We start from the raw sequence: 15,053 nt of genomic DNA, 5'->3' as shown, positions 1-15,053 counted from the left end.
TTACAACGCCGGTGCATGTGCGCTGGTCGGACATCGACATGTACCAGCACATCAACCACGCCACGATGGTGACCCTTCTCGAAGAGGCCCGGATACCGTTTCTGCGTGAGCCGTTCGGCGCCACGATCGAAACCATCGGCCTGCTGATCGCCGAGGTCAATATCGCCTACAAGGGGCAGTTGCGGCTCGTGGACTCACCGCTGCAGGTGACCATGTGGTCCAAGCGGGTGCGGGCCGTCGACTTCACCATCGGCTACGAGGTGCGCTCGCTGCACGCCGCTGCTGACTCCAAGCCGGCGGTGATCGGCGAGACCCAACTGGCCGCGGTGCACATCGGTGAGCAACGTCTCGAACGTCTGACGGCCGAGCAGCGCGGCTATCTGGAGAGCCACCTGCGATGACCGCCCCCGAGCGCGGTCTGTGGATCGATGACCCGCAGGACCGTGAGGATCTCGCGACGTTCCTTGACCGTGCGCTGCGGTTGGACGATGCCGCGGTGGTGCGGTTGCGGGAGCGGACCGGTACCGGCGCGGCCGTGGCCTGGGTGGCCACCGGGTTGGAGGTGTTGGCCAGTCGAGTGGTGAGCGGTCAGGTTCGGCCATCGGACCTGTCCGCCGGAGCCGACGCACTGGTAGCCGGCTTGTCCACTGCGAGAGACGGTTACGTCGACCCCGGCTTCCCGATGGACTCGGCCTGGCGCGGTGGTCTGCCACCCGAGGACGGCTTCGTCCACCTCGACGACATCCCGGCGCGGGTGATGCTCGACCTGGCCCAGCAGGGCGGCGCATTGGCCCGTGACCACAGCAGTGCCTACGGCCCGCCGGCCTCGCTGCTGGACCAGGAGGTCATCGCGGTCAGCGCGGGCGACGTGGCTGTCGGCGTGCCGATGCGATGCGTTTTTGCGTTGACCGCCATGGGTTTTCTGCCGCAGACCGGCAACGAGGTGAGTGAAGAGGAGATCGTCCGGGTCCGCGCACACCCGTCGTGGCTGCGCATCGACGCCCGGTTCGGCTCGGTGTACCGCCGCCGCGAAAGCGCCGCCCTGATCCTGGGCTGAGTTCCCTTGCGCGAGCAGACGCAAAACTGCACTATTTCCGGCGATTTTGGGCAGGTTTACGTCTGCTCGCCGGATGGCTGGACCAGCCAGGCGGCGGTGTCGGTGGGTAGCAGGGCGTCGACCGATTCGCCGCTGCTCAACAGGACTTCACCGGGTGGCAGCGGCACCGGCTCGGCACCCGTGTTGAGCACACATACCAGACCACCTTCTCCCCGCAACGTCAGAACATCGCCGGTGGAGTTCAGCTCGATCCCGCCACCGGCGAATTCCGCACGGCTGGAGCGTAATTGGATGGCCCGCCGATAGAACTCCAGAGTCGATGCCTGGTCGCCGAGCTGGCGCTGCACCGTCAGTGAGGCCCACTCGGCCGGCATCGGCAGCCAGGTGTCGGCACTGGAGGAGAACCCGAACGGCGGGGCATCGCCGGCCCACGGCATCGGCACCCGGCAACCGTCACGTCCGCGTTCGGTGTGACCTGAGCGCTCCCACACCGGATCCTGGAGCACCTCGTCGGGCAGGTCGACATTGGGCAGCCCGAGTTCCTCACCGTTATAGACGAATACCGCGCCCGGTAGCGCCAGCATCACCAGGGCCATCGCCCGGGCCCGGGCCAGCCCGCGGGCGCCGCCGCCATAACGGGTGACCTCACGTTCCACGTCGTGGTTGGACAGCGTCCAGGTCGGCGTCGCCCCGGCCAACTCGGCAGCGGCCATCGCGTTGTCGATCGCGTCGTGGACCTCGCCGGCGTCGAAATCTGCTTGCACCAGACGGAAATTGAAGCCGAGGTGCAGCTCGTCGGGCCGCAGGTATTTGGCGAAGCGTTCATTGCCGTGCACCCACACCTCGCCGACTGCCACCGCGTCGGGATAGTCGTCGAACACGGTCCGGATGAAGCGGTGGATGTCGTGGACGCTGTCGTTGTCGAACCTCGGGTCGTCGTCGCTGTTGCGCAGCAGCGCGGTGTCGGTGACCGTCATGTCGGGCAACTCGGGTGGCTTGGCCATGCCGTGCGCGACGTCGATGCGGAAGCCGTCGACCCCGCGATCGAGCCAGAACCGCAGCGTCTTCTCCAGATCCTCGAACACCTCGGGATGGTTCCAGTTCAGGTCGGGCTGGGCGGGGTCGAACAGGTGCAGATACCACTGGCCCGGTGTGCCGTCGGGTTCGGTGATGCGGGTCCAGGCCGGCCCGCCGAACACCGACACCCAATTGTTCGGCGGTATGTCGCCGTGCGGGCCCCGGCCGTCGCGGAAGATATAGCGGTCACGTCGGCGCGGATCCGCCAGCGCCTCGACAAACCACGGGTGCGCCGAGCTGGTGTGGTTGGGCACCAGGTCCATGGTGACCCGGATGCCGCGGGCGTGGGCGGCATCGAGCAGGCGGTCCAACGCATCGAGACCGCCGAACAGTGGGTCGACATCACGCGGGTCGGCGACGTCATAGCCGTGGTCGGCCATCGGCGACACCATGACCGGATTGAGCCACAGGGCGTTGACACCGAGGGCCGCCAGATAGTCGAGTCCGGCGCTCACCCCGTCGAGGTCGCCCACTCCGTCGCCGTTGCTGTCGGCGAACGAGCGGGGATAGACCTGGTAGAAAACCGCGTCCGCCCACCACCGGCGCATCTCAGAACGCCGAGTTCACCATCGAGTCTGCGGCCATGTCGAGGTAGTCCAGCAGTGCGCGCCGGTGTGGCTCGTCCAGCGTCGCCGAGTCGATGGAGGCCACCGCGGTGTGCATGCAGCGCAGCCAGGCGTCACGCTCGAGGTACCCGATTCGGAAGGGGGCGTGCCGCATCCGCAGCCGGGGGTGGCCGCGCTGGTCGGAGTACGTCCTGGGCCCACCCCAGTACTGCTCAAGGAACATCCGCAGCCGTTCCTCGGCGCCGTCGATGTCGTCCTCGGGGTACAGCGGCAGCAGGATCTCGTCCTCGCGCACCAGTTGGTAGAACCGCGACACGATCGCTGCGAACGTCTCGTGGCCCCCGACTTCGTCGTAGAAAGATCGCTGCACCTGCGTCACGTCACTCATTGTGGTCCATTGTGGCCCCAGCGGGCGTCGGGGCCGGTCACGGCGGTCCGGTCACCTCATGTTCATTGGACTGACCTGCGAACACCCGAAGAATTTTCGTGCGTATTGCGGGGATCCGTGGTGGACTGTCTCCTCGGAGGCTCCATGGCGCACAGCAAAAAAGGCCATATACGACGGACCGGCCACATTCCCGGCCCATCGGGACCCCATGTGCCCAATCGCCCTCTACACAGCGTCGAGATAGTTCCCACCAGCGCTCCCGACGCGTCCCTGTGGGGGCGCCGCCGCGTCCTACTGCTGAACTCCACGTATGAACCGCTGACCGCACTTCCGCTGCGGCGCGCGGTGATCATGGTGATGTGTGGCAAAGCCGACGTCGTGCATGACGACCCGACGGGGCCCGTCATCCACTCGGCCACCCGCACCATCGTGGTGCCCTCGGTGATCCGGCTGCGCGCCTTCGTGCGGGTGCCGTACCGGGCCCGCGTCCCTATGACCCGCGCGGCCCTCATGCACCGCGACCGGTTCCGCTGCGCGTACTGCGGCGGGCGCGCCGACACGGTCGACCACGTGATCCCGCGCAGCCGCGGCGGTGAGCATTCCTGGGAGAACTGTGTGGCGGCGTGCGGGCCGTGCAACCACCGGAAGGCCGACCGGTTGCTGGCCGAACTGGGCTGGTCACTGCGGTGCCTGCCGATGCCGCCCAAGGGGCAGCATTGGCGGCTGCTGTCGACCATCAAGGAGCTCGACCCGGCCTGGGTGCGCTATCTCGGCGAAGGCGCGGCATGATGCCGGCTTGCCGGGCACTCTCGGCGCGGCGGCGTATTGCGGCTGATACGGTTTGCGCGTGAGCACAGCACTTACCCATTCCCTCCTCGGAGGGGTTCCGCTGTTGTTGTTCGTGGTCCTGGCGTTGATCTTCTTGACCCGCAGGGGACCGCACCCGGCTACCTACAAGATGTCCGAGCCGTGGACCCACGAGCCCATTCTGTGGGCTGCCGAGGAGCCGCAGGATCACGGGCACGGTGGGCATGATTCACACGGCGTGACGATCGGAGGCGGCGCAAGTGGCAAGTGGTGAAGTTACAACTGCGACGCGGGCCTCATCGGATCTCGACCTGCCCTACGGCTACGCCCTGACCTACAGCGGTCGGATCTCGGGAGTCACCGAGCCCGGTGAGCTGTCGGTGCACTACCCGTTCCCGACGATGGATCTCGTCATCCTCGACGACGCGCTGAAGTACGGTTCGCGGGCAGCCAAGGCCCGGTTCGCGATCTATATCGGTGACCTAGGCGCGGACACCGCCGCTGCGGCGCGCGAGATTCTCGCCAAGGTGCCGACCCCCAACAATGCGGTGCTGCTCGCGGTCTCACCCGACCAGCACGCGATCGAGGTGGTCTACGGCGCCGACGTCAAGGGCCGTGGCATCGAAGAGGCTGCCCCGCTGGGCGTCTCGGCGGCTGCCGCCTCCTTCAAGGAAGGCAACTTGATCGACGGTCTGATCAGCGCCGTGCGCGTGCTGTCGGCCGGCGTTGCCCCCGCCTAGTTTTCAGGATCTGGTTCTTTCCCACCGCGAGCGTGCGCGTCGGCTGTCCGACACGCCGCTCGCGGTCGGCGTTTTGCACACGGTCGCGGACCGGCGAGGTCACGCCAGGCTGGAGCGGATCTCCACATAACGCGTCAAGAACGTCCGCTCGTCGAGCCGTTTGCGCCGCATCCAGGTGCTGACCTCGAAGTTGCACTTGCTGGCATTGCACGATGCGCACGCCGGCACCACGTTGTCCACGGTGTAGCGCCCGCCGCGCGAGATCGCCATCACGCAGTCCTTCTGAAACGGGCCGCCGCTGCTTCCGCAGTAGGCACACCCACCCCATGCCGCTTTGATCGCTTCCCACTGCTCATCGGTGAGGTCGTGGACCATGAGGTCCATTCGGCGCTTGCGCTTGCGGGCAGCCCGTGCCGCGCGGGTTCGACTGACCGCCATGGGCACAGCGTATGACCGCGAGCGTGCGCAGAATGCTGCGCTGGCACGGCGTGTCGGGGCGCAGACCCGCACGCTCGCGGTGCAACGGGAACTAGCTGACGTCGAAGGCGCGGGCGCGCAGGGCGCGCTCCACGCCGGCGCGCCCCTCGATCACCAGTCGGCGCAGCGCGGGTGGCACCTCGGGATCCGACAGGAAGGCGTCCGCCGCGTCCAGCCCATTTCGGCTGATGTCCCACGACGGGTACAGCCCGATCACCACGGTCTGCGCGACCTCGCTGGACCGCCGCTCCCACACCCCGGAGATCGCGGCGAAGTAGCGAGTGGTGAACGGCGCCAACAACTCGGCCTGGCCGGGCTGCACGAAACCACCGACGATGGCGCGGGTGGTGATGTTGGCGATCGTGTCGTCCTCGATGACCTGTTCCCACGCCGCGGACTTCACCTCGTCCTGCGGGCGGGCCGCCGATGCTGCGGCGGCGTGGCGTTTGCCGGCCGCGGTCGGGTCGGCCTCGGCCTCGGCGTCGATGAACGGCGTCTCGGGTCCGTCGGCGTCGACCTGCCCGTTGCGGGCCAGTGCGGTGACGATCCGCCAGCGCAGGTCGGTGTCGATCACCAGGCCGGGCATGTTCACCGCGGCCGGTTCGTTGTCGAGCAGCGTCGACAGCACGGCGACGTGGTTCGCCGACAGCACCGAGCTGCACAGCGCGTTGACGAAGGCGAGCTGGTGATCAGAACCGGGGACGGACTCGCGCGCGCGATCGAGCAGCGCATCGGCGAATGCCGGCCAGCCGGTTTCGGTCGCCCAGGCGGGATCGGCGTAGGAACCGAGCGCGGTCTGGGCCTGCATCAGCAGCCGCTGCGCGACGCCGACCTCGGATTCGGCGTGGATGCCGCTCATCACCAGGGCGACGAAGTCGCGGGCCTTCATCTCGGCCTCGCGCGTCATCTCCCAGGCCGCCGACCAGGCCAGGGTCCGGGGGAGCGGATCGGCGATGTCGGCGATCCGCGACAGCACGGTCGACAGCGAGGCCGGGTCCAGCCGCAGCGAGCAGTAGGTCAGGTCGTCATCGTTGACCAGGATCAGCTTCCCGCGCGAAATGCCCACCAGGGCAGGAACTTCCGTGACCGGCCCCTCGACGTCGAGCTCCTCGCGGTGCAGCCGGACGAGCTTGCCGGAGCCGGCCGGGTCGTCGTCGTAGATGCCGACGGCCAGCCGGTGCACCCGGGTCTCCCCGGCGCCGGGTGCCGCCCCCGACTGCGCGATGGCGAACCGGGTGAACGCACCCGAATCGTCCACGACGAAATCAGCTCGCAGAGTGTTCAAACCCGTTGTCTTGAGCCATTGTTGGCCCCAGCCGGACAGGTTGCGCCCCGACGACTTCTCCAGCGCGCCCAGCAGATCGCCGAAGGTGGCGTTGGCGAAGGCGTGGTCGCGGAAGTAGTCCCGCAGTCCGGAGAGGAACTCTTCGAGCCCGACGTAGGCCACCAGTTGCTTGAGCACCGAGGCGCCCTTGGCGTAGGTGATGCCGTCGAAGTTGACCTCCACGGCGGCCAGGTCCGGGATGTCGGCGGCGACCGGATGGGTCGAGGGGAGCTGATCCTGGCGGTAGGCCCAGGACTTCTCCACATTGGCGAATGTGGTCCACGCGGTGTCGTATTCGGTGGCCTCGGCCTGGCACAGCACCGACGCGAACGTCGCAAAGGACTCGTTCAGCCACAGGTCGTCCCACCACTGCATGGTGACCAGATCGCCGAACCACATGTGGGCCATCTCGTGCAGCACGGTCTCGGCGCGGCGCTCATAGGAGGCCCGGGTCACCTTGGACCGGAAGACGTAATCCTCCAGGAACGTCACCGCGCCGGCGTTTTCCATGGCGCCCGCGTTGAACTCGGGCACGAACAGCTGGTCGTACTTGCCGAAGGCGTACGGCGTGCCGAAATTGGCGTGGTAGAAGCCAAAGCCCTGCTTGGTCTCGGTGAAAAGCCGCTCGGCATCCATGAACTCGGCCAACGAGGCCCGGCAGAAGATGCCCAGCGGGATCTCGCCGTGGGAATCGGAGTATGCATCGCGCCACACCGCGTACGGTCCGGCGATGAGTGCAGCCAGGTAGGTGCTCATCTTCGGGGTGGTAGCGAAGGTGTGCACGGTGACCGGCCCGTCGGGCTCGGCGGCGATGGTCGCCCCGTTGGAGATCACCTGCCAGTGCGAGGGCGCGGTGACCTGGGCATCGAAGGTGGCCTTCAGGTCGGGCTGGTCGAAGCAGGCGAACATCCGCTTGGCGTCGGCGGTCTCGAACTGCGAGTACAGGTACACCTCGTCGTCGACCGGGTCCACGAACCGATGCAGGCCCTCACCGGTGTTGGAGTACAGGCAGTCGGCGTCGACCACCAGGACGTTGTGAGCGGCCAGGCCGGTGAGCGCGATACCGGTGGATTCGTCGTAACCGGACACATCCAGTGCGACGCCATTGAGCGTCGCACTGCGGACGGTGTCGGCCGCCAGATCGATGAAGGTGTCGGTGCCGGCGAGGGCATCGAACGTCACGGTCGTGGTGGACCGGAAGGTGCGTTCGCCGGGGTTGCCGTTGCCGTCGGTGAGGTCGAGGACGACGCGATAGTTGTCGACGGTGACCAGAGCGGCGCGCTCGATGGCCTGTTCGCGGGTGAGATTGGGAAGTGCCACCCGTCCAACCTAGTGGCTGGACGTTCGCAGGACTCGGCCTACTGGGGGAAGCCGGCGATCCCGGCGAGTCCGTTCAGTGCGCCCAGGTTGTTCAGGATCGAACCGTCGCTGATCGAGGACATCATCTGCGGGCAGTACATCTGGATGGCGATGCCGGTGAAGAACGACGCCATCTGCGGGGACATGCCGCCGTCGCCGCGCATCTGGGAGGCCACCGACGCGAAGTCCTTGCCCGGCTCGACCAACATCGGACACACGTCCTGGCCCATCTGGACGGCAGTGTTGGGGTCGCCATAACCGACGCCTGCGCTGTTCAGGGCGTTCAGGAAAGAGCTGTCGGTCGTCGGATCGGCCGGAGCCGGGTCGGCTTGTGCCGGGGCGGCCACCGCGAGGGCGACGGAGACGACACCCACGGCGGTCAGGAGGGCGCGAGCGGCCATATTGAGCTCCTCAGCTATCACGCAGAACTCTTGCAACGCTCTGCTCACTTGGGCAACAGTGGTGTACCAGGGTCACAGGAACAACACGTTCCGATAAAAGTTCGCGCACTATGCGTTTCCTGTGCTGCTGCCGTGACTTCGACATGCTTGTCGAGCGGTCAGTCACCATTGTTGTCGTAAACGGTCCCCGGATAGTTACTCGCCTCGGGAACATCTCGATACGGGTGCACAGTTGTGTTGAACGCAGTTGTGCCTTGAACCACACCGAGAGGAACGCGTAGATGGCTCCCCAGGACCAACCGAAAGATCAAAAGGATACCGCCGGCTTCTGGTTCGACCCGCTGTGCCCGTGGTGCTGGATCACCTCGCGCTGGATCCTCGAGGTCGAGCAGGTGCGCGATATCGACGTGCAGTTCCACGTCATGAGCCTCGCCGTGCTCAACGAGGGCCGCGACCTGCCCGAGAACTATCAGGAACTGATGAAGAAGGCCTGGGGCCCGGTCCGGGTCGCCATCGCCGCCGAGCAGCTCAAGGGGCCGGAGATCCTCGGCCCGCTCTATACCGCGATGGGCTTCCGCATTCACAACCAGGACAACAAGGACCTCGACCAGGTGATCGCGCAATCGCTCGAGGAAGTCGGCCTGCCCGCCGAGCTGGCCGAGGCGGCCAACACCGACAAGTACGACGATGCGTTGCGCAAGAGTCACCACGCCGGCATGGACGCCGTCGGTGAGGATGTCGGCACTCCGACCATCCACGTCAACGGCGTCGCGTTCTTCGGCCCGGTGCTCTCGAAGATCCCGCGCGGCGAAGAGGCAGGCAAGCTCTGGGACGCGTCGGTGACGTTCGCGTCGTACCCGCATTTCTGGGAGATCAAGCGCTCCCGCACGGAGGCTCCGCAGTTCGAGTAACGGGTGAACCCCGGCCAAAATCGCGGTTCCGGTTGCGTAACACCGTGGCTCACGCCACGGTGTACGGATGACAGCGGCTGAGCCCAGCACCGACGGCTCGTACCGGGACCGAATCGCCGCCGTGGAACCGGGCGGCAACGAGCACATCGCCGAGGCCGACCGGCACGGCAAGCCCAGCCAATTGTTCTGGACCTGGACCTCGCCGAACCTGGAGTTCGCCACGATCTTCCTGGGCGTGCTGGCGGTCTCCGTCTACGGCATGACGTTCTGGCAGGCGGTGGCTGGCCTGGCGATCGGCACCGGCCTGGGGGCTCTCGCGCATTACTTCCTGTCCAAGCGCGGGCCCCTGCACGGCGTCCCGCAGATGGTTCTGGGCCGGCTGGCGTTCGGCTTCAAGGGCAACGCCGTGCCCTCGCTGCTGATGACGGTGACCGCGGGCATCGGGTGGTTCGCCACCAACAGCGTCAGCGGCGCGTTCGCGCTGTCCACCCTGTTCGGTGTCGCGCCGGTGCTGGCCCTGGTGCTCGTCGTCGTGGTGCAGACCGCGCTGGCGGTCTTCGGGCACAACCTGGTGCAGGCCTTCGAGCGGTGGGCCTTCCCGGTGCTCGCGGTGATCTTCGCGATCACCTCCGTGGTGATCCTGAGCAAGGCCGACGTGGGCGCTCCGGCGGTCACCGAGAGTGTCGGTGGTACGGGTGGTTTCCTGCTCACCGTGGGTACCGCGTTCGGTTATGTCGCGGGCTGGGCGCCGTACGCGGCGGACTACACCCGGTACCTCCCGCGGTCAGCGGCCGGCCCGCGCACCGGATTCTTCGCTGCCGCAGGGCTGTTCGTATCATGCATGCTGTTGCAGACGGTGGGCGCGGCCTCTGTGACGATCGGCCCGGCGGTGTCCGACAATCCGACATCGGCATTCACCGCGGAGTTGGCTCCGTGGCTGGCGAGCCTGACCCTCCTGGCCATCGCGATCGGGGCCATCGCCGCCAATGCGATCAACATCTATTCGGGCGCAATGGCTTTCGTGACCATCGGAATCAAACTGCCGCATCACATCGCGCGGGCCCTGGCAACCGCGTTCTTCGGGATCGTCGGGTTCCTCATCGCCTGGTGGGCGCTGGCCGACGCTGCCGCGAGCTACGAGGCGTTCCTGCTGATCATCGCCTACTGGATCGGTCCGTGGCTGGGCGTGGTGTTCGCCGACGAGTACCTGCGTGGTGACCAACCCGTCGCGCAGTTCCTCTACGACCGCTCGTACACGAACTGGCCCGGGTTGGCGTCGTTCCTGCTCGGCCTGGTGGTGTCGGTGACGTTGTTCTGCAACCAGACGAAGTTCGTCGGGTACATCGCGCGGGAGGTGCCGCAACTGGGCGACATCACGTTCTTCGTCGGGTTCCTCATTGCCGGCGCCGGCTACCTGATGTTGTGCCGCTCCAAGCTGACCGCGGAACGAAAGGTGCCGGCATGACCCCGGAACAGATGCTCGACGTCGCCGTGGCGGAGGCCCGAAAAGGGTTGGCCGAAGGCGGTATTCCGATCGGCGCCGCCCTGTTCAGTTCGGACGGCGACCTGCTGGGCGCCGGGCACAACCGGCGCGTGCAGAACGATGACCCGTCGATCCACGCGGAGACCGACGCCTTCCGGGCGGCCGGGCGTCAGCGCGGCTACCGGTCCACGATCATGGTGACGACGCTCTCGCCGTGCTGGTACTGCAGTGGGCTGGTGCGTCAGTTCAACATCGGCGCGCTGGTGATCGGGGAGAGCCGAACCTTCACCGGTGGTCATGACTGGCTGGCCGAGCACGGGGTCGCGGTTACCCTGCTCGACGATGAACGCTGCGTGGCGATGATGGAGGGCTTCATCGCCGAGCGGCCGGATCTGTGGGCGGAGGACATCGGCGAATGAGCGCCATCGCAACTGTGGACATGTCTCGCTGGTACGCCGGTGGGGCCGAGGCCGACGCGGTTGCCGCGGAGGTCGACGCCGGCCTGCAGCGCGCCGGGTTCATCGTGGTGACGGGACACGGCGTGGACACCGCGTTGGCGGCCCGGGTGCGTGCGGCCAGCCGGGAGTTGTTCGCGCTGCCCGACGAGGTCAAGGAGCGCTACTCGGTACCGGTCGGCGGTCACGGCTGGATCGGGCCGGGAGCCGAGGCCAACGGCTACGCCGAGGGCACCGAGACCCCGCCTGACCTCAAGGAGAGCTACAGCCTGGGCGCCGAGACCGCGACCGGCGACGCCGAGGTGGACCGGATCTGGTTCGCCCCCAACGTATGGCCGATCGAGGTTCCCGCGCTGCAGTCGTTGGTCGACGAGTACACCGCTGCCATGCGGAAGGTCTCCGACGACCTGCTGGCGCTGTTCGCCCACGCCGTGGGACTGACGGTAAATCCCTTTGTCGCACTGGCCGACCGGCCGACGTGGACCATGAACATCAATCACTATCCGCCGGTCAGTGTGGTCGGGGAGCCGGAGCCCGGGCAGTTCCGCATCGGTCCCCACACCGACTTCGGCACCGTGACGATCCTGGACCGCGAGCCCGGTGCGGGCGGGCTGCAGGTCTACTCCGAGCAGGCGGGCTGGGAGGACGCGCCCTGGGAACCGGGATCTCTCACGGTCAACATCGGTGACCTGCTGGAGTACTGGAGTGGTCGGCGCTGGCCGTCCGGCCGGCACCGCGTGCTGCCACCGCAGCCCCACGCCCCCGAAGAAGACCTGGTCTCGTTGATCTACTTCTACGAGGCCAACCACGACGCACTCGTCACCCCGCTGGAGCCGCCCATCGGCAAAGTCGCGGGCCTGGAGCCGGTGACGTCGTCGGCCTTCATCAAGGAACGCCTCGACGCCATCAGCATCGGCTGAGCCGATAATTGGGCTGGAGTGGTTAGCTCGGGGCGTGTCACGTCGTCTGAGAGAATGACCGGCATGCGCGTCTACATCGGTGCCGACCACGCCGGATTTGAGTTCAAGCAGACCATCATCGAGCACCTCAAGAAGACCGGCCACGAGCCGATCGACTGCGGTGCCTACACCTATGACGCCGATGATGACTACCCGGCGTTCTGCATCGACGCGGCGGTCAGGACAGTCGCCGATCCGGGCAGCCTGGGCATCGTGCTCGGCGGCTCGGGCAACGGTGAGCAGATCGCCGCGAACAAGGTGCCCGGCGCCCGATGTGCCCTGGCCTGGAGCGTCGAGACCGCCAAGCTGGCCCGCGAGCACAACAACGCGCAGCTGATGGGTCTGGGCGGACGCATGCACACCGAGGAGGAGGCGTTGGCCATCGTCGACGCGTTCCTGGCCACCCCGTGGTCGGAGGCCGAGCGCCACCAGCGCCGCATCGATATCCTCGCCGCCTACGAGAAGGACCATGTGGCCCCGCCGGTTCCCGGCGCCTGACCGTGCCCGAAGGGCACACCCTGCACCGGCTGGCCCGGCTGCACCAGAAGCGGTTCGGCCGGGCACCAGTAACGGTGTCCAGCCCGCAAGGTCGCTTCGCTGACGGTGCGGCCGCGGTCAACGGCCAGATGTTCAAACAGGCCGATGCCTGGGGCAAGCACCTGTTCCACCACTACGCCGGTGGACACGTCGTACACATCCACCTCGGCCTCTACGGAACATTCACCGAAGCTCCCGTCCCGCTGGGATTGCCGGTCGGCCAGGTGCGGATGCGGATCGTGGGTACCGAGTACGGCACCGATCTGCGCGGGCCGACCGTATGTGAGGTGATCGCCGAGCCCGAGATCGCCGACCTGGTGGCCCGTCTCGGTCCCGACCCATTGCGCAAGGATGCTGATCCCGCACTGGCCTGGACGCGAATCAGCAAGTCGCGCAGATCAGTCGGTGCGCTGCTGATGGACCAGTCAGTGATCGCCGGGGTCGGCAACGTGTACCGCAGCGAGCTGCTGTTCCGTCACCACATCGATCCGTACCGGTCCGGCACCCACCTGGAGCAGGCCGAGTTCAGCGACATGTGGGCCGATCTCGTCGAGCTGATGAAGGTCGGCGTACGTCGGGGCAAGATCGTCGTCGTCCGCCCCGAGCACGACCATGGCGCTCCCTCCTACGGCCCCGGCCGCCCGCGCACCTACGTCTACCGTCGGGCGGGGGAGGCCTGCCGGGTATGCGGAACCACTGTGCGCACCGCCGAATTGGACGCCCGCATTCTCTTCTGGTGCCCGGCCTGTCAGGTGTGACTGCGCGCCCGCGAGCACGGCACGGGACAATGTTGCGGTGGAATTGATCCTCGTCGTTGTCGGAGCCATCCTTGTCACAGCAATCGCACATCGGCGCGGGATGGAACCCGCACTGATCATCGTGGTGATCGGTAGCGCGGTCTCATTCCTTCCGGGGTTCGAACCCCCTGAACTCGATTCGCACATTCTGCTGACGGTGGTGCTGCCGCCGCTGCTGTACTCGGCGGCGCTGAACTTCTCCTTCCCGACCTTCTTCCGCAACATCCGTCCGATCCTGGGTCTTGGCGTAGGGCTGGTCGTGGTGACGGCCTTCGCCGTGGCAGCGGTGTCGTCGTGGCTGGTGCTGGTGCCGTTGACCTTCGGGCTGGCTCTCGTGCTGGGCGCGATCGTCGCACCGCCCGACGCCGTCACCGCCGTCGCGGTGGGCCGCAAGCTTGGTCTGCCCAAACGGGTGATGGCGATCCTCACCGGCGAGAGCCTGATCAACGATGCGGCCGCCCTCACGCTGTTCTCCATCGCGGTGGCACAGGTGGCCGGCAGCCACACCTTCATCGAGAACCCGTTCCTGCTGTTCGGCTACAGCGCGACCATCGGCCCGCTGGTCGGGGCGCTGCTCGGTTATGTCACGTTGTGGATTCGCAAGCACCTGGACAACCCGGGCCTGGAGACCGTGCAGGGCCTGCTGGTGCCGTTCGCGGCGTTCATCACCGCCGAGGAGTTGCACGCCTCTGGCGTGTTGGCAGTGGTGGTCGCCGGTTTCGTGGTCGGCAACGGCGCGATGGGCGCGGGATACCAGACGCGGCTGCAGGAACGGTATGTCTGGAACTCGTTGGACGTGCTGCTCGAGGCCTTCGTCTTCGCCTACATCGGCCTGCATCTGCGTTTCGTCCTGGAGCACCTCAACGAAGCCCACGAGTCTCTGGCCGAGGTCGCCATCGCCTCGGCGATCGTGCTGGTGATCGTGCTGTTCATCCGTCCGCTGTCGGTGTTCCTGATGTTCGGGCGCAACAAGCTGTCCCGGCACGTGGAGAGCAAATTCAGCGTGCCGGCCGGCGTTGGCGGCCCCGGCGCGTTCGGAAGACGCCGACGAAAGCCCAAGGCGCACTGGCGCACCCTGATCGACCGACGGTCCCTGAGTTGGCGGGAGAACATCGTCGTGTCCTGGACTGGGATGCGCGGGGTGGTGACGTTGGCCGCGGCCGCCGCCATTCCGGTCACCACCGCCTCGGGCGAACCGTTCCCGGAACGCGCCACCATCCAGGCCATCGCGTTCGTGGTGAGCGTCGGCACTCTGCTGATCCAGGGCTGGACGTTACCGCTGCTGATCCGGCGGCTGAACCTGTCCCGGTTCTGTGACGACCATGCTGCGGACCGGGAAGAAGAACTCAAGGCCGAGCGGGTGGTGCACGACGCGGCCGACGAGGTGCTCGATGCGTTCGAGGCGGATCCGCCTGAAGGATTGGATCCTCGCGTGGCGACCGAGATTCGTGCGGTGATCGCCCGGCATTCGCAGGACGCCGACGAGATGCCCGATCCCGAGGCGCTGACCAAGCGGGCCGCGGTGTTCTCCGGTCTCTACCGCGATGTGCTGGCGGCGCAACGCGGCGCACTCATCGCCGAGCGCGACGAGGGCCGGATCGAAGACGAGGCGGTGCGGGCCATGCTGGAGCGCCTCGACCTACAGGAGGCCGGTGTGTCGTCACGTCTGGAGAGCCGCCTCTGACCCCTGCGCGAGCAGACGCGAATGTTCCCGA

At 67.0% G+C, this 15,053-nt stretch carries 17 protein-coding genes; 12 read left to right on the top strand and 5 right to left on the bottom strand.

Features of this window, described 5'->3' with window-relative positions; genetic code table 11:
• Positions 1–38: 38 nt before the first annotated feature.
• Positions 39–401, top strand: a complete 363-nt coding sequence (locus HBE63_RS15180) for a thioesterase family protein (protein WP_243858731.1) — start codon at positions 39–41, stop codon at positions 399–401.
• Positions 398–1,057, top strand: coding sequence for a hypothetical protein (locus HBE63_RS15175; protein ID WP_166905477.1), 660 nt, complete (start codon positions 398–400; stop codon positions 1,055–1,057). The genes HBE63_RS15180 and HBE63_RS15175 overlap by 4 nt, the downstream gene beginning before the upstream one ends.
• Before the next feature lie 56 nt (positions 1,058–1,113).
• On the opposite strand, the gene HBE63_RS15170 is transcribed toward HBE63_RS15175, so the two are convergent.
• Positions 1,114–2,682, bottom strand: coding sequence for a glycoside hydrolase family 13 protein (locus tag HBE63_RS15170; protein WP_166905476.1), 1,569 nt, complete (start codon positions 2,680–2,682; stop codon positions 1,114–1,116).
• Between the two features lies 1 nt (position 2,683).
• Positions 2,684–3,070, bottom strand: coding sequence for a globin (locus HBE63_RS15165; RefSeq protein ID WP_166909815.1), 387 nt, complete (start codon positions 3,068–3,070; stop codon positions 2,684–2,686).
• Between the two features lie 162 nt (positions 3,071–3,232).
• On the opposite strand from HBE63_RS15165, the gene HBE63_RS15160 reads away from it, so the two are divergent.
• Genes HBE63_RS15160 through HBE63_RS15150 form a run of 3 tightly spaced genes read left to right on the top strand, consistent with a single transcriptional unit; the run spans position 3,233 to position 4,635 of the window.
• Complete coding sequence (locus tag HBE63_RS15160; protein ID WP_166905475.1) at positions 3,233–3,877, top strand: HNH endonuclease; 645 nt, start codon at positions 3,233–3,235, stop codon at positions 3,875–3,877.
• A 58-nt stretch (positions 3,878–3,935) separates the two neighbouring features.
• On the top strand, positions 3,936–4,169 hold the full coding sequence (locus HBE63_RS15155) for a hypothetical protein (protein ID WP_166905474.1): 234 nt from the start codon (positions 3,936–3,938) through the stop codon (positions 4,167–4,169).
• Entirely contained in the window at positions 4,156–4,635 is a 480-nt protein-coding gene (locus HBE63_RS15150) for a DUF5130 domain-containing protein (RefSeq protein WP_166905473.1), read from the top strand. Before HBE63_RS15155 ends, HBE63_RS15150 begins: the two co-directional genes overlap by 14 nt.
• Positions 4,636–4,734: 99 nt before the next feature.
• On the opposite strand, the gene HBE63_RS15145 is transcribed toward HBE63_RS15150, so the two are convergent.
• From HBE63_RS15145 to HBE63_RS15135, 3 genes are all read right to left on the bottom strand, one after another.
• On the bottom strand, positions 4,735–5,073 hold the full coding sequence (locus tag HBE63_RS15145; RefSeq protein ID WP_166905472.1) for an HNH endonuclease: 339 nt from the start codon (positions 5,071–5,073) through the stop codon (positions 4,735–4,737).
• Between the two features lie 91 nt (positions 5,074–5,164).
• A complete protein-coding gene (gene pepN / locus HBE63_RS15140; RefSeq protein WP_166905471.1) occupies positions 5,165–7,756 on the bottom strand; it encodes an aminopeptidase N in 2,592 nt (863 codons plus the stop codon).
• A gap of 38 nt (positions 7,757–7,794) precedes the next feature.
• Positions 7,795–8,196, bottom strand: coding sequence for a DUF732 domain-containing protein (locus HBE63_RS15135; protein WP_166905470.1), 402 nt, complete (start codon positions 8,194–8,196; stop codon positions 7,795–7,797).
• Between the two features lie 281 nt (positions 8,197–8,477).
• Here HBE63_RS15135 and HBE63_RS15130 point away from each other — a divergent pair, with 281 nt between their 5' ends.
• From HBE63_RS15130 to HBE63_RS15100, 7 genes are all read left to right on the top strand, one after another.
• Positions 8,478–9,107 (top strand): DsbA family protein, encoded by a 630-nt coding sequence (locus tag HBE63_RS15130; protein ID WP_166905469.1) that lies wholly within the window; start codon positions 8,478–8,480, stop codon positions 9,105–9,107.
• Positions 9,108–9,174: 67 nt separating this feature from the next.
• The gene (locus HBE63_RS15125) at positions 9,175–10,572 is read left to right on the top strand and encodes a cytosine permease (protein WP_166905468.1); all 1,398 of its coding nucleotides are present in this window, start codon (positions 9,175–9,177) and stop codon (positions 10,570–10,572) included.
• The gene (locus HBE63_RS15120) at positions 10,569–11,009 is read left to right on the top strand and encodes a nucleoside deaminase (RefSeq protein WP_166905467.1); all 441 of its coding nucleotides are present in this window, start codon (positions 10,569–10,571) and stop codon (positions 11,007–11,009) included. Before HBE63_RS15125 ends, HBE63_RS15120 begins: the two co-directional genes overlap by 4 nt.
• Entirely contained in the window at positions 11,006–11,965 is a 960-nt protein-coding gene (locus HBE63_RS15115; protein ID WP_166905466.1) for an isopenicillin N synthase family oxygenase, read from the top strand. Before HBE63_RS15120 ends, HBE63_RS15115 begins: the two co-directional genes overlap by 4 nt.
• Positions 11,966–12,028: 63 nt before the next feature.
• Entirely contained in the window at positions 12,029–12,502 is a 474-nt protein-coding gene (locus HBE63_RS15110) for a ribose-5-phosphate isomerase (protein WP_208301456.1), read from the top strand.
• Positions 12,503–12,504: 2 nt separating this feature from the next.
• Complete coding sequence (locus HBE63_RS15105) at positions 12,505–13,299, top strand: Fpg/Nei family DNA glycosylase (protein WP_166905464.1); 795 nt, start codon at positions 12,505–12,507, stop codon at positions 13,297–13,299.
• 37 nt (positions 13,300–13,336) lie between these two features.
• On the top strand, positions 13,337–15,022 hold the full coding sequence (locus HBE63_RS15100; protein WP_166905463.1) for a sodium:proton antiporter: 1,686 nt from the start codon (positions 13,337–13,339) through the stop codon (positions 15,020–15,022).
• Positions 15,023–15,053: the final 31 nt, after the last annotated feature.

Source organism: Mycobacterium sp. DL440, from assembly GCF_011745145.1.
Classification (GTDB): Bacteria; Actinomycetota; Actinomycetes; order Mycobacteriales; family Mycobacteriaceae; genus Mycobacterium.
The sequence above is the reverse complement of the archived record's forward strand: the minus strand, read 5'-3'. Positions and strand labels throughout refer to the sequence as shown.

Coding starts and splice junctions, on each gene's coding strand:
- HBE63_RS15160 (WP_166905475.1), top strand. CDS start 3,233: ATGGCGCACAGCAAAAAAGGCCATATACGACGGACCGGCCACATTCCC.
- HBE63_RS15135 (WP_166905470.1), bottom strand. CDS start 8,196: ATGGCCGCTCGCGCCCTCCTGACCGCCGTGGGTGTCGTCTCCGTCGCC.
- HBE63_RS15175 (WP_166905477.1), top strand. CDS start 398: ATGACCGCCCCCGAGCGCGGTCTGTGGATCGATGACCCGCAGGACCGT.
- HBE63_RS15120 (WP_166905467.1), top strand. CDS start 10,569: ATGACCCCGGAACAGATGCTCGACGTCGCCGTGGCGGAGGCCCGAAAA.
- HBE63_RS15115 (WP_166905466.1), top strand. CDS start 11,006: ATGAGCGCCATCGCAACTGTGGACATGTCTCGCTGGTACGCCGGTGGG.
- HBE63_RS15125 (WP_166905468.1), top strand. CDS start 9,175: ATGACAGCGGCTGAGCCCAGCACCGACGGCTCGTACCGGGACCGAATC.
- HBE63_RS15145 (WP_166905472.1), bottom strand. CDS start 5,073: ATGGCGGTCAGTCGAACCCGCGCGGCACGGGCTGCCCGCAAGCGCAAG.
- HBE63_RS15180 (WP_243858731.1), top strand. CDS start 39: ATGTACCAGCACATCAACCACGCCACGATGGTGACCCTTCTCGAAGAG.
- HBE63_RS15170 (WP_166905476.1), bottom strand. CDS start 2,682: ATGCGCCGGTGGTGGGCGGACGCGGTTTTCTACCAGGTCTATCCCCGC.
- HBE63_RS15130 (WP_166905469.1), top strand. CDS start 8,478: ATGGCTCCCCAGGACCAACCGAAAGATCAAAAGGATACCGCCGGCTTC.
- HBE63_RS15110 (WP_208301456.1), top strand. CDS start 12,029: ATGCGCGTCTACATCGGTGCCGACCACGCCGGATTTGAGTTCAAGCAG.